The 13,042-nt window shown below is 72.7% G+C and carries 12 protein-coding genes; 7 read left to right on the forward strand and 5 right to left on the reverse strand.

Translation table 11 applies throughout. From position 1 onward, the window contains the following. Window positions 1-24: 24 nt before the first annotated feature. Window positions 25-1,284 carry an amidohydrolase gene (locus LADH09A_RS24355; RefSeq protein WP_238647797.1) on the forward strand — a complete coding sequence of 420 codons (1,260 nt, stop codon included), beginning with the start codon at window positions 25-27 and terminating at the stop codon, window positions 1,282-1,284. Here LADH09A_RS24355 and LADH09A_RS24360 read toward each other — a convergent pair. Next, window positions 1,241-2,221 (reverse strand): DUF4349 domain-containing protein, encoded by a 981-nt coding sequence (locus tag LADH09A_RS24360; RefSeq protein ID WP_238647798.1) that lies wholly within the window; start codon window positions 2,219-2,221, stop codon window positions 1,241-1,243. The genes LADH09A_RS24355 and LADH09A_RS24360 overlap by 44 nt on opposite strands. Before the next feature lie 93 nt (window positions 2,222-2,314). On the opposite strand from LADH09A_RS24360, the gene LADH09A_RS24365 reads away from it, so the two are divergent. The 4 genes from LADH09A_RS24365 (at window position 2,315) to LADH09A_RS24380 (ending at window position 5,858) form a co-directional block, all read left to right on the forward strand. After that, window positions 2,315-2,947: an MBL fold metallo-hydrolase gene (locus LADH09A_RS24365; RefSeq protein ID WP_238647799.1), complete on the forward strand. Its 633-nt coding sequence runs from the start codon at window positions 2,315-2,317 to the stop codon at window positions 2,945-2,947. 4 nt (window positions 2,948-2,951) lie between these two features. Beyond that, a complete protein-coding gene (locus LADH09A_RS24370; RefSeq protein WP_238647800.1) occupies window positions 2,952-3,998 on the forward strand; it encodes a hypothetical protein in 1,047 nt (348 codons plus the stop codon). Window positions 3,999-4,102: 104 nt separating this feature from the next. Next, window positions 4,103-4,837 (forward strand): SCO6745 family protein, encoded by a 735-nt coding sequence (locus tag LADH09A_RS24375; protein ID WP_238647801.1) that lies wholly within the window; start codon window positions 4,103-4,105, stop codon window positions 4,835-4,837. Window positions 4,838-4,946: 109 nt separating this feature from the next. Beyond that, complete coding sequence (locus LADH09A_RS24380) at window positions 4,947-5,858, forward strand: GNAT family N-acetyltransferase (RefSeq protein ID WP_238647802.1); 912 nt, start codon at window positions 4,947-4,949, stop codon at window positions 5,856-5,858. Between the two features lie 75 nt (window positions 5,859-5,933). Here LADH09A_RS24380 and LADH09A_RS24385 read toward each other — a convergent pair whose 3' ends face one another. Then, window positions 5,934-6,389, reverse strand: coding sequence for a gamma-glutamylcyclotransferase family protein (locus LADH09A_RS24385; RefSeq protein ID WP_130407236.1), 456 nt, complete (start codon window positions 6,387-6,389; stop codon window positions 5,934-5,936). Between the two features lie 106 nt (window positions 6,390-6,495). Between LADH09A_RS24385 and LADH09A_RS24390 the strand changes: the two genes are divergently transcribed. Beyond that, complete coding sequence (locus LADH09A_RS24390) at window positions 6,496-7,899, forward strand: NAD(P)H-quinone dehydrogenase (RefSeq protein ID WP_238647803.1); 1,404 nt, start codon at window positions 6,496-6,498, stop codon at window positions 7,897-7,899. A 36-nt stretch (window positions 7,900-7,935) separates the two neighbouring features. Here LADH09A_RS24390 and LADH09A_RS24395 read toward each other — a convergent pair whose 3' ends face one another. After that, window positions 7,936-8,583, reverse strand: coding sequence for a DUF998 domain-containing protein (locus LADH09A_RS24395; RefSeq protein WP_238647804.1), 648 nt, complete (start codon window positions 8,581-8,583; stop codon window positions 7,936-7,938). 114 nt (window positions 8,584-8,697) lie between these two features. After that, window positions 8,698-9,318: a DedA family protein gene (locus tag LADH09A_RS24400; protein WP_238647805.1), complete on the reverse strand. Its 621-nt coding sequence runs from the start codon at window positions 9,316-9,318 to the stop codon at window positions 8,698-8,700. Window positions 9,319-9,841: 523 nt separating this feature from the next. Between LADH09A_RS24400 and thrS the strand changes: the two genes are divergently transcribed. Continuing rightward, entirely contained in the window at window positions 9,842-11,059 is a 1,218-nt protein-coding gene (thrS, locus tag LADH09A_RS24405; protein ID WP_238647806.1) for a threonine--tRNA ligase, read from the forward strand. A gap of 39 nt (window positions 11,060-11,098) precedes the next feature. On the opposite strand, the gene LADH09A_RS24410 is transcribed toward thrS, so the two are convergent. Beyond that, window positions 11,099-13,024, reverse strand: a complete 1,926-nt coding sequence (locus tag LADH09A_RS24410) for an ABC transporter ATP-binding protein (protein WP_238647874.1) — start codon at window positions 13,022-13,024, stop codon at window positions 11,099-11,101. Window positions 13,025-13,042 lie beyond the last annotated feature (18 nt).

Raw genomic sequence — 13,042 nt, forward strand, 5'->3', positions numbered from 1 at the left:
ACTTCTAGTGATCGAGAATTCGACGTGACGAGTGCGTTGACGCTGCCCACAGATGGCCAGCTGGCGTCGTCCTGGCTGGAGACGCCCCCCGGCTCCCAGCCGCTGCCCCGCGACCTGGACCACCTCCTCGCCCTGCGGGTACCGGGGCTGATCGCTACGCGCCGTCACATCCACTCGCACCCTGAGCTGTCCGGCAACGAGTTCGAGACGGCCGCCCTGATCGCCCGGGAGCTGTCGCTGGCCGGGCTGCACCCGCGTCTGCTGCCCAAGGGCAACGGCGTGATCTGCGACGTCAACGGCCGGCCGGACGGCCCGGTCGTCGCGCTGCGCGCCGACATCGACGCCCTGCCGCTCGACGACACCAAGGACGTGCCCTACCGGTCGACCGTGGAGGGCGTCTGCCACGCCTGCGGGCACGACGTGCACACGACCGTCCTGCTCGGCGTCGGTATGCTGCTGGCCCAGCTCGCCGACCTCGGTGAGCTGGACGGGCGGGTCCGACTCATCTTCCAGCCGGCCGAGGAGATCCTGCCCTGCGGCTCGCTGGAGGTCATCGAGGCCGGTGGCCTGGACGACGTCGTGCAGATCTTCGCGCTGCACTGCGACCCGAACCTGCCGGTGGGCCAGGTCGGCCTGCGGGTCGGCCCGATCACTGCGGCCGCCGACAACGTCACCGTCCGGCTCTCCGGCCCGGGTGGTCACACCGCCCGGCCGCACCTGACCGTCGACCTGGTCGATGCGCTCGGCCGGCTGATCACCGAAGTGCCCGCCCTGGTCAGCCGCCGGGTGCCGGCCAACAGTGGCCTGCTGCTGGTCTTCGGCCACGCCTCGGCCGGCACCCGTTACAACGTCATCCCCTCCGAGGCGAGTGCCTCCGGCACCCTGCGGGTGATGGACCGCGACACGTGGGAGCAGGCTCCCAAGATCGTCGCTCAGGTGGTCCGGGACGTGATCGCCCCGACCGGCGCCACGGTCGACCTGGAATATCTGCGCGGCCGGCCGCCGGTGTGCAACGACGCCCGGGCGATCCAGGTGCTGACCGCCGCCACCGCCGCCGCGCTCGGCCCGGAGGGGATCGCCGAGACGCCGCAGAGCATGGGTGGCGAGGACTTCTCCTGGTATCTGGAGTACGTCCCCGGCGCCCTCGCCCGGCTCGGCGTGGGCCGTTCCGGTCCCAACGTCGACCTGCACCGCGCAAGCTTCGACGTGGACGAGCGGGCCATCCCGGCGGGCGTACGGGTCATGGTGCAGACCGCGCTGCGGGCACTGGCGGCGGTGCGCTGACCGGACCGACCAGAGCCGGGACCTTCCGGCGTCGGCGCAGCACCACCAGCAGCACCGCCAGGGGTACGCCGAGCGCCACCAGCCACGGCAGCAGCGCGCCCAGCACGGTGAGCAGGACGGTCAACGAGGCGACGAACGCCTTCCAGCCGCCCCTGAGCCCGACCAGGAAGCCGGTCTCGGCCTTCTCCTCGGCGGCCTTGGCCGCCGGGCCCGCCAGCGACACGGTGATCGTGGACAGGGCGGTCAGGTCGGCCAGCCGTCGCTTCTTGGCCTCCAGCGACGCCAGGTCGGCCTCCCGGCGACCCAGCTCGTTCTCCAACGACACCAGGTCGGTGATCGAGGTGGCGCGGCCCAGCAACCGGCGGGCGCTGTCCACCCGGGCCCGCTGACTGGTGATCCGGGCGTCCAGGTCGACGGTCTCCTCGGTGACGTCCTGTGTGTCGATCTCCCGGCTCTGCTGCCGCCCGAGCTTCGCGATCTCCTCCACCACGCCGGCGAACTTCGGTGCCGGCACCCGCAGCTGCAACTCCGCCACCGCGTCGACGCCGGCACTGCGCCGCTGGTCGCCCCCGATGAAGCCACCGGCCCGGGTGGCCACGGCGGTGGTCTCGCGGGCCGCCGCGTCCACATCGTCCACCTGCACGCGCATCGTTCCGGTGTAGATGATCGCCCGTTGGTCGACCCGCAGGTCCGGTGCGCCGGCCCCGGCCGCCCCCGCCGCGTCCGCGGCGGTGTCCCTGTTCGCCTCGCCCGCCTCGCCCGCCACGCCGGCCTTCGCCGGCGCCTCGGCCGCCGAGCCCGCGGCGTCCTTCGACCCGCTGTCGTCGCCGGCGCCGCATCCCGTCAGCACCAGCGTCGCCGCCAGTGCCGTCACCGCCAGCAGTGTGCCGTGGCGTCGTACCACCTGTCCGTCCATCCCCGCTCCCATCGTCGTCATCCGGTGTGGCGATAGCTCGGACGCTGCGCACGCGTCGGCTGGTTCCGGCAGACTGCGCTGAGGACGTCACGATTCGATAATCGAGGAGTCACGATGCGGCTCACCAAGTACGCCCACTCCTGCCTCCGTGTGGAGCACGACGGGGGAGTGCTGGTCGTCGACCCCGGCATGTTCAGCGATCCAGCGGTGGCCCTGGACGGTGCGGACGCGGTGCTGATCACCCACGAGCACCCCGACCACCTCGACCTGGCGGCGGTGCGCCTGCAACTCGACCGGCAGCCGTTCCCGATCCACGGCCCCGCCTCGCTCGCCGGGGCCCTGGGCGACGCGGCCGAGACCCTCCACCCGGTCACCCCCGGTCAGTCGTTCACCGCCGCCGGGGTCGCCGTCCGCGCGTACGGAGGGCGGCACGCGGTGATCCACCCGGACATCCCGGTGGTGGACAACCTCGGTTACCTGATCAACGACGTGGTCTACCACCCGGGTGACTCGCTGGTGGTGCCCGACGAGACACCCGTCGACACGCTCTTCGCGCCGATCCACGCCCCCTGGTCGAAGTTCTCCGAGGTGCTCGACTTCATCCGGGCCGTCGCGCCGCGGCGCGCGTACGCCCTGCACGACGGCCTGCTCAACGACAACGGGCTGGGTGTGCTCAACCGGCAGTACACGGCGATGTCCGGCACCGAGTACCAGCGACTGGAGCCCGGCAGCCGGGTGGACGTCTGACCCGATGCCCGGCCCCTCGACGGAGCTGGTGCAGCAGCTCTACCGCACCCCACCGGACCGGTTCGTGGCCGCCCGGGACGCCGCCGTGGCCGACGCCCGCCGTGCCGGTGACCCGACCACCGCGCGGCAGTTGGCCCGGCTCCGCCGCCCGACGGTGGCCGCCTGGCTGGTGAACCTGCTCGCCATCAGACGCCCCGAGCTGGTCGCCGACCTCGTCGAGCTCGCCGACGAGCTGCGCACCGCCCAGCGGGAGCTGCGCGGCCCCCGACTGCGGGAGCTGTCCGCGCAACGCCGGGCGGTGGTCGGTGCCCTGGTCGCCGAGGTCCGCAAGCTCGCGGCGGCGGAGCCGGACGCGCCACCGGGGGGTAGGCTGCCACTGGCCGAGGTGGAGGCGACCCTCAACGCGGCGTTCTCCGACGCCGAGGTCGCCGAGCAGGTCCGGGCCGGTCGTCTGCTCCGGGCGGCCAGCTACGCCGGTTTCGGCGAGGTGCCCCGCCCACAACTGCGGCTGGTCACCGGCGACGACGAGGAGCCGGAGGAGGAGCGCCCGGCCCGCCGACCCGGTGCCCAGCGGGGGCGCCCCGAGCCGGCGACCGGGAAGGACCGGGCGGCCTCCCGCACGGACCGCGGAGCCTCCCGCCCGGACCGGGCGACCTCCCGCACAGACCGGGCGGCGGAGCGCGCCGAGCAGGCCGAGCGTGCCGCGCAGCGGGCGGCCCGTGCCGAGCGGGTCCGGCAGCGCCGCGCCCTGGACCGGGAGCTGGCCCTGGCCCAGGCCGACCAGGAGCGCGTCGAGGCCGAGCTGACCGAGGCGACCGGGCAGGAGCGGGACGGCGCCGCCGTACTCGACGGGATCGAGGCCGAGCTGGCCGAGCTGGAGCGGCGGCGGGCGGTCGCCGAGCAGGATCTCAGCCGGGCCAAGCTCGCCCGGCGCGCCGCGGAGCGGGCGGTCAGCGCGGCTCGGCGGCGCGCGGGCGAGGTGGAGGCGGCAATCGAGGCGTTGGCGGCCGAAGAGGGGGATGCGGCCGGGGGTGCTGGCGCGGCAGACTGACCATCGATGGATGACGACGGGTGTGCGAGCCGTCCACGGCGGGTGACCCCGGGTCGGGGAGTCGTCGCGGGCGACGGGTCGGGCTGGTCGGCGGTGGCGCGCGAATGACACCGGAGCAGGCCGCCGCGGCCAGCAAGCCCGTCGTGCTCGACCTCGGCGACGCGTTCAGCCGAGACCCGGTCACGTTGCGCCGGGCGCGGTTGCTCGGCATCTCCGGCTGGGCCTTCTACATCGGTGGTCGGGCCGGTGCCCTCGGCGACGTACGGGCCGAGACGGCCGCCGCCGCGCTCGGCTTCATCGCCCCGGACGCGGTCGCCGACGGGTGGGACGCCGCCGGCCGGGTCGTGCCGCCGTTCGAGGTGGCCGCCGCCAGCCTCGCCGAGTGCTGTCGGTGGGGAGCGCAGCAGCTCGGCGGCCTGCCCGGCACCGAGCGCCTGGCGACGCTCGTGGAGCGGGCGGTGGTCGCCGCGGACGCCAGTGCGATGCCGCTCTTCGCCGCCTGGCGGGCCATGCCCCTGCCGGACCTGTCCCCGGGCGCCCGCACCGCGGCCGGCCTGCGGCTGCTCCGCGAACACTTCACCGGCGCCTACCTGCTGGCGGTGCGCGCCGCCGGGATGACCCCGCTGGAGGCCGTGCTGTCCGGGCCGGAGGGGGAGGCCGGGGCGGTGGCCTGCGGCTGGCCGCCGCCGTACCCACCGATCGGGCCGCTGGTGCGTCGGCGACTCTGGGCGGAGGCGGTGACCAACAGACTGGCCGCGCCGGCGTTCACGGCCCTCGGCCCCTCCGACGGCAACGAGCTGGTCGAGTTGCTGCACCGCACCCGGGCCCACCTCGCCTGAGCCTCCCGCCGTCGAAAAAATGGGCGGCGCCCGACGAGGTCGGCTGCCAGGATGTTCTGCCGTGACTCTTCCCGCTGGTTGGACAACGCGCAGGCCCACCCTCGACGACGTGCCCGCGATCCTGGCGGTGGTACACGCCGCCGACACCTTCACCATCGGCCATCCCGACTTCGACGCCGAGGACGTGGCCGCGTCACTGACCGCCCCCCACTTCGACCCGGCCCGGGACTCCTGGCTGGCGGTCGACCCCGAGGGCGACGTGGTCGGCTGGGCGACGGTGGACAACCCCACCGGGGTCGGCCGGGAGTTCGTGGAGATCTACGTCGACCCGGTACGCGCCGCGACCGTCCGGGCGCCGCTGCTGACCCGACAACTGGACCGGGTCGCCGAGCGCGCCGCCGAGCGAGGGCTGCCATCGCTCACCGTCCGATGCGCGGTCTTCGCGCCGGAACGTGACTGGGAACGGACCCTGCGCGAGGTCGGGTTCACCCTGGTCAAGAGGTACGTCCGGATGAGCGGGCCGCTGACGGACCTGCCCGCACACCCCGCCGGGCCGTCCGACGTGACGGTGCGGCCGGTACGTCCCGACGACGAGGCCGACCTGCGGGAGTTCCACCGGATCACCGATACCGCCTTCGCCGACACCGCCGATCACGAGCCGTTGTCCTACGAGCGGTGGCGGGCCCGGATCGGTGACCTGAACGCCTGGGACGAGTGGTTCGTCGCCGAGGTGGAAGGGGTGCCGGTCGGCGCGTTGCGGTCCTCGGACCAGGCGCTCGACCAGCAGCAGGGCTGGGTGAAGAGTTTGTCGGTGCTGTCCGCGTACCGTCGCCGGGGTGTGGGTGCGGCGTTGCTGCGCCGCGCCTTCGCCCGCTACGCCGAGAAGGGGCGGCAGTCCGTCGGCCTGGGCGTGGACCTCACCAACCCGACCGCCCCGCTGTCGCTCTACGAGTCGGTGGGCCTGCGGGCAACCCTGTGGACCGACATGTACGAGCTTTCCGTCCCGGCCGCCGGTGTGTGATTGACGACCCCGGTCGGGCCCGACCGGCGATCCGGTCGCCGGCGGTAGCAGACTGGGAGCGTGCGATACGCGCTGCTACGCCGACGCGGTGCCGGTGGGGCGGGACCGCAGCTCGGTGACGTAGTCGTCCGGGGCGCCCGCCTTCTCGGCGGCGTTCGCGATCTCCGACAGATACCACGAGGTCGGCAGGCCGCCCTCGTACCCGTTGAAGACGTAGATCCACGCGGTCACGTCCCCGTCGAGGGTGGAGACGCGGACGTGCAGCTTGCGGTACGTGCCGGCGGTCACCCCCTCGATCTCGTCGAGCTGGCCCGCGTCGTAGGGGTGGATGTCGTAGAGCGCCACGAAGACCCGGTCACCGGGGGACTCGACCAGGGTGCTCACCGCGCCCTCCCAGCCGATCACGTCCGCCCCGGCGAAGGTCAGCCGCCAGCCTTCCAGCCAGCCGGTGCCCACCATCGGCGAATGCGGACAGTAGGCGCGCATCCGGGCGGGGTCGAGATTTGAGCCGTAGGCGGCGTGATGACGCACGGCGATGACGATAGCCCGGCGGACGGGTGGGGGAGAATACGACTGTGCGTGTCGAATGCGCTCAGGAGAAGAAAGTCACTGTGAGCATGGACGAAGGGCGAACGCTGTGAGCCGGATCGTGATCATCGGTGGGGGGCCGGCCGGGTACGAGGCGGCCCTGGTCGCCGCCCAGCTGGACGCCGATGTCACCGTGGTGGAGGCCGACGGTGCCGGTGGGGCCTGCGTGCTCTCCGACTGCGTACCGTCGAAGACCTTCATCGCCAGCTCCGGAGTGGTCACGGGTTACCGCGACACCGAGGAGTTCGGGGTGCACTCGGACGGCCTGGAGGCGGTCACCGTCGATGCCCGGGCGGTGCACGAGCGGGTCAAGCGTCTGGCGTTGGCGCAGTCCGCCGACATCCACGCCAAGCTGCTGAAGGCGGGGGTCACCTTCGTGGCCGGCACCGCCCGGCTCGGCGAGGATTCCCTCGGGCACACCCACCGGGTCGTCGTCACCCCCGCCGATGGGGGCGAGGAATACTCCATCGCCGCGTCGACGGTGCTGGTGGCCACCGGCTCGACACCCCGCCAGTTGCCCACCGCCGTACCGGACGGTGAGCGCATCCTGACCTGGCGCCAGGTGTACGACCTGCCGGAGCTGCCCGAGCACCTGATCGTGGTCGGCTCCGGTGTGACCGGCGCGGAGTTCGCCAGCGCGTACCTGGCGATGGGGGTCCAGGTCACCCTGGTCTCCAGCCGCGACCGGGTGATGCCGCACGAGGACGCCGACGCCGCGTCCGCCATCGAGCGGGTGTTCCGCAACCGGGGCATGGAGATCCTCAACAACTCCCGGGCCGACGCGGTCCGGCGTACCGCCGACGGTGTCGAGGTGGAGCTCTCCGACGGCCGCAGGGTCACCGGTTCGCACGCGCTGATCACGGTCGGCTCGATCCCGAACACGGCCAACCTGGGTCTCACCGAGTACGGGGTGGAGCTGGGCCGGGGCGGCTACCTGACCGTGGACCGGGCCTCCCGGACCAACGTGCCCGGCATCTACGCCGCCGGTGACTGCACCGGCGTGCTGCTGCTGGCCAGTGTCGCCGCCATGCAGGGCCGGATCGCCATGTGGCACGCGCTCGGTGAGGCGGTTCGCCCGCTGCGGCTGCGTACCGTCGCGGCGAACGTCTTCACCGACCCGGAGCTGGCGACCGTGGGCGTCTCGCAGGACGAGGTGGACGCGGGCAAGGTGCCGGCCCGGCAGGTGATGCTGCCGCTGTCCGGCAACGCCCGGGCGAAGATGGACGACCTCTCGGACGGCTTCGTGAAGTTGTTCTGCCGGCCGGCGAGCGGTCAGGTGATCGGCGGTGTGGTGGTCGCACCGAAGGCCAGCGAGCTGATCCTGCCCATCACCATGGCCGTGGAGAACAACCTGACGGTCAACGAGCTGGCCCAGACCATCACCATCTACCCGAGCCTCTCCGGCTCGATCACCGAAGCAGCACGCCAGCTAATGCTCCACGAACTGGAGTAACCCGCCCCGCCCCAGCCCGGGTCGATCATGGCCGGTTCATGCCGTCAGACGCCTTTTGTGAGGCACCACAACTGCATGATCGACCCGGGCCTGCTTGGTCTGGACCACCGCTACCGTGGCCAGGACGGCTACCTCGGTGAGGATCAACAGGCGTTCGGCCAGGCCGATGAGCATTCGGTCGCCGGGGTAGGCGGACCAGATCATCGCCGCCGCCAGGGCGAGACTGAGCAGGACGAGCGTTCGGAGCGTCCGGGCGGCGGGGGCCAGGGCCGGCCGGCGGGCCAGCAGCCAACCGCTGACCGGTAGTGCCAGGAAGGCGACCACCGAGGCGTACCGGTGCAGGTAGGCCTCGGTGGTCATGGCGGTGCCCGGCTCGTTCGTCGGCACCACCGCGGCGAGCAGCAGCCCGGCGACCCACGCGCCCAGCAGCAGCTCAGCCGTCCCGGCGCGCGGTCGGGGTGGGGCGGTGCGGCGCAGCCCGAGCAGCAGCACCGCCGTGGCGAGCGCGAGCACCACCATGGCGACGTCGATGACACCGCCGCGGTCGGAGACCGCGAAGTCGCTGATGGTCAGCGCCCACGGGCTGAGGTCGTCGTTGACTTCGAGGTGACCGATCACGGTGAGCAGCGCCGCCACGACGATCCCGCCCAGGGCCAGCAGGCCAGTACTCCGGGTAACAGGCATGACTCAGCCTGTCGCCGCAGTCACCCCAGCCGAATCCGGGACAGCCACCGAAATCGTCCCCCGGGACCACCCCTAGAGGCCACGCCAAGTCTCGCGGTGCGGGTCTGGCGACACTCAGTCGATGGGGACGTCGGCTGCGGCGGCGGCGCGGGCGTTGCGGCCCGCCACCAGGGTCATCGCCCACCCGGCCGCGGCGAACCCGGCTGCGGCGGCGGTGGCGATGATGGCCAACCGCCAGGCCGACTCGGTGAGCGCGGTGCCGCCCAGATGCCCGACCATCGCACCGTAGGTGGCCCAGCCCAGCGCGGCGACCGCCTCGTACAGCATGAACAGCCGGTACGGGTAGCGGCTGCGGCCGGCCGAGAAGCACGCCGCCATCCGACCGCCGGGCACGAACCGGCAGAGCAGGATGACCATCGGCCCGGGTTGTCGGAGCCCCTGGGTGACGCGGCTGGCCACCCGGCGGGCCCGGCTCACCTCGGCGTGCCGGGGTGGCCGCCGGTCCGGTGCGCTCCGGCCGAGCAGGTAACAGGCCAGGTCACCGGCGAACACACCGAGCGCGCCGACGGCGATGGTGACGGGCAGGCTGAGCCCGCCGTAGACGGTGAGGGCGCCGCTGGTGATCATGACGATCTGGGTGGGGATCACCGGGACGAAGGCGTCCGCGATCAGCAGGGCGAGCAGCACCAGGTAGGCCCACGTCGGCGATGCGACGTCAGTCAGTAGTTCGGGCACGCCTGCCACCTCGCCGAATGCGGCCGATTGGGTGTCTTGAGCCTGACGGCGTGTCCGCCGTCACCGTGGACGGCCCTGGCCCGTCGTGACCGTCGACACGGCCAGGCCACCCAGGTACAACGAGGCGGGTCGACCTCGGGTGACGGGCTCGGTGACCGTCCCACCCGTCCGGGAGCGGTCGGCGGATCGGGGTTCGTCGGCGTACCGTTGTCGGCGCGGCCACGCCCGTCGGGTCCCCCGTTCCTGACGTTTCGGGCCGCCAGGGCCGCCGGCGGGTCCCGCGCCGGCGGCCCACCCCTCGCCCGCGCTCCCACGGTCGTAATTCGGGTGCGTCCTCGACCGCCTGAGACGTAGCGTCGCGGCATGAGCAGTGCGGTAGTGGTGACCACGACGCCGGGTGTCCCCGGCGCGCCGCTCTGACGTAACCACCGTCGACCAGGCCCCGGGGCGATCCGCCCCCGAGGGCCGCGCGGCGTTCGGTGTCCAGGTCGCCTCCGGGTCGTACCCGATCCAGGAGCCCGACATGATCGACCACCGCAGGCTCGGCCGTGAGCTGGACCTCTTCGTCTCCGATCCGCTGGCCGGCGCCGGCCTGCCGATCTGGCTGCCGGCCGGCGCGGCTGCCCGGCACGCCGTCGAGGAGTACGTCCGGGAGTTGGAGCGCCTTTCCGGCCATCAGCACGTCTACTCGCCGCCGCTGGGCAAACGCGAACTCTTCGAACTCTCCGGGCACCTCGGCTACTTCGCCGACGACATGTTCCCGCCGATGCGGCTCAGCGCCGACGACGAGTTCGTGCTCCGGCCGGCGCTCTGCCCGCACCACGCGCTGGTGTTCCGGGCCCGGGGCCGCTCCTACCGGGAGCTGCCGCTGCGGATCGCGGAGCTGGGCGGGATGTACCGCTCGGAGCGCTCCGGGGTGCTCGGTGGGCTGTCCCGGGTACGCGCCATCTCGCTCAACGACGCGCACACCTTCTGCGCGCCCGAGCAGGTGGGCGCGGAGGTCGCGGAGATCCTCGGGCTGATCCGTGTCGCGCACGCCGCGCTCGGCGTCCGCCCGGCCGGGTTCCGGCTGTCGCTGCGCGGGCCGGGCGAGAAGTACGTCGGCGACGACGCGCAGTGGGCCCGCGCGGAGGACCTGCTCCGCGCCGCGCTGGCCGGGATGGCGTACGTCGAGGCGCCCGGGGAGGCCGCGTTCTACGGACCGAAGATCGACATCCAGATCTTGGACGCGGCCGGCCGGGAGTCGACCATCTCCACCATCCAACTCGACTTCGACAAACCCGAGCGGTTCGACCTGTCGTACACCGGCGCCGACGGCAGCCGGCACCGGCCGGTCATGCTGCACCGCAGCCTGGTCGGCAGCATGGAGCGGCTGTTCGCGTACCTCATCGAGGTGCACGAGGGCGCCTTCCCGGCCTGGTACGCGCCCGTCCAGCTGGTGTTGCTGCCGGTCGACGACGGGCAGGCCGACGCGGCGGCGGAGCTGGCCCGGCGGGCCGCCGACGCCGGCCTGCGGGTCGAGGTCGACGCCTCCGGCTCGCTGGGAGCACGGATCCGGGACGCGGCCCGCCGCCGCGTCCCGTACCTCGGGGTGCTGGGCGCCCGGGAGGTGGCCGACGCTCGCCTCGCGCTGCGCCTGCGCGGCGGTCGTGCCCTGGCCCCGATGCCCGCCGAGGCCGCGCTCGCCCTGATCGGCAGGCAGGTGGCCGCCCGCGCGGCCGACCTGCTGCCGTCGGGCTGACCCGCCCACCGATCGTCTCGCGCGCACGGCCGCCCGACCTCAGACCGACGCCGGTTGGGCGGCCGGCTCCTCGTCGACCACCGCGCCGGTGAACTGGGAGCGGTAGAGCCGGTGGTACGCGCCCTGGGCGGCGAGCAGCTGCTCGTGGGTGCCCTGTTCGACGATCCGGCCGTTCTCCATCATCAGGATCAGGTCGGCGTCGCGGATGGTGGAGAGCCGGTGCGCGATGACGAAGCTGGTCCGGTCCGAACGCAGCGCGGCCATCGCCCGTTGGAGCAGCACCTCGGTGCGGGTGTCCACCGAGCTGGTGGCCTCGTCGAGGATCAGCAGCGACGGCTCGGCGAGGAACGCGCGGGCGATGGTGATGAGCTGCTTCTCACCGGCGCTGACGTTGCTGCCCTCCTCGTCGATGACCGTGTCGTAGCCGTCGGGCAGGCTGCGCACGAACCGGTCCACGAAGGTGGCCCGGGCCGCCGCGAGGATCTCCTCCTCGGTGGCGTCCGGCCGCCCGTAGGCGATGTTGTCCCGGATGGTGCCGCCGAAGAGCCAGGTGTCCTGGAGCACCATGCCGATCCGGCCGCGCAGGTCGTCGCGGCGCATCGTCGTGATGTCGACCCCGTCGAGCGTGATCCGGCCGGCGTCCAGCTCGTAGAAGCGCATGACCAGGTTGACCAGCGTGGTCTTGCCGGCGCCGGTCGGGCCGACGATGGCGACCGTGTGCCCCGGCTCGGCGACCAGGGACAGGTCGTCGATCAGCGGCTTGTCCGCCTCGTAGCGGAACGAGACGTGCTCGAACTCGACGCGACCGTGCGGGTCGACGACCCGGGCGGGCTCGACCGGGTCGGGCGTCTGCTCGTCGGCGTCGAGCACCGCGAAGACCCGCTCGGCCGAGGCCACCCCGGACTGGAGCAGGTTGGCCATCGACGCGAGTTGGGTGAGCGGCTGGGTGAACTGGCGGGAGTACTGGATGAACGCCTGCACGTCGCCGAGGCTCATCGTCCCGGAGGCGACCCGCAGCCCGCCGACCACGGCGATCGCCACGTAGCTCAGGTTCCCGATGAACATCATCGACGGCATGATGATCCCGGAGATGAACTGCGCCCCGAAGCTGGCGCGGAACAACTCGTCGTTCTTCGCGTGGAACGCGGCCTCCACCTCACGCTGCCGGCCGAAGACCTTGACCAGCTCGTGACCGGTGTACGCCTCCTCGATCTGACCGTTCAGCTCGCCGGTGTGCGTCCACTGGGCGATGAACTGCTTCTGCGAGCGCTTGGCGATGCGCTGGGTGACCAGCACCGACAGTGGCACCGCGACCAGGGCGACCAGCGCCAGCAGCGGCGAGATCCAGAACATCACGGCCAGCACGCCGACCACGGTCAGCAGCGAGGTGAGCAGTTGGCTGAGGGTCTGCTGGAGGCTGGTGGAGATGTTGTCGATGTCGTTGGTGACCCGGCTCAGCAGCTCGCCGCGCGGCTGCCGGTCGAAGTAGGGCAGCGGCAGCCGGTTGAGCTTCTCCTCCACCTCGGCGCGCAACCGCAGCACGGTGCGCTGGACCACCCCGTTGAGCAGCCAGCCCTGCCACCACGACAGCAGGCTCGCGGCCAGGTACAACCCGAGGGCCAGCAGCAGCACCCGCTTCAGGGCGTCGAAGTCGATGCCCGTCCCGGGCACCACGTCCATTCGGGCCAGCATGTCGGCGAAGCTGTCGTTGCCGCTGGCCCGGGCCGCGGCGACGGCCTGGTCGGCGGTGGTCCCGGGCTCCAGTTGCCGCCCGATCACCCCGGTGAAGATCAGGTCGGTGGCGTGGCCGAGGATCTTCGGCCCGGCCACGCTGAACCCGACGCTCACCACGGCCAACGTGATGATCGCGGCCAGGTGCAGGCGGTGCGAGCGCAGCCGGCCGAGCAACCGGCGGGCCGAGGGCCCGAAGTTCATCGACTTCTCGGCGGGCATCCCGGCGCTCATCCACCCCGGGCCGCCGCG

Origin of the sequence: Micromonospora cabrerizensis, from assembly GCF_022230955.1 — a bacterium.
In the GTDB taxonomy this organism is placed as follows: Bacteria; Actinomycetota; Actinomycetes; order Mycobacteriales; family Micromonosporaceae; genus Micromonospora; species Micromonospora cabrerizensis.

Excerpts from the sequence above, each read along its gene's own strand:
- LADH09A_RS24360 (WP_238647798.1), bottom strand. The coding sequence starts at position 2,221 with ATGACGACGATGGGAGCGGGGATGGACGGACAGGTGGTACGACGCCAC.
- LADH09A_RS24365 (WP_238647799.1), top strand. The coding sequence starts at position 2,315 with ATGCGGCTCACCAAGTACGCCCACTCCTGCCTCCGTGTGGAGCACGAC.
- LADH09A_RS24370 (WP_238647800.1), top strand. The coding sequence starts at position 2,952 with ATGCCCGGCCCCTCGACGGAGCTGGTGCAGCAGCTCTACCGCACCCCA.
- LADH09A_RS24375 (WP_238647801.1), top strand. The coding sequence starts at position 4,103 with ATGACACCGGAGCAGGCCGCCGCGGCCAGCAAGCCCGTCGTGCTCGAC.
- LADH09A_RS24395 (WP_238647804.1), bottom strand. The coding sequence starts at position 8,583 with ATGCCTGTTACCCGGAGTACTGGCCTGCTGGCCCTGGGCGGGATCGTC.
- thrS (WP_238647806.1), top strand. The coding sequence starts at position 9,842 with ATGATCGACCACCGCAGGCTCGGCCGTGAGCTGGACCTCTTCGTCTCC.
- LADH09A_RS24410 (WP_238647874.1), bottom strand. The coding sequence starts at position 13,024 with ATGAGCGCCGGGATGCCCGCCGAGAAGTCGATGAACTTCGGGCCCTCG.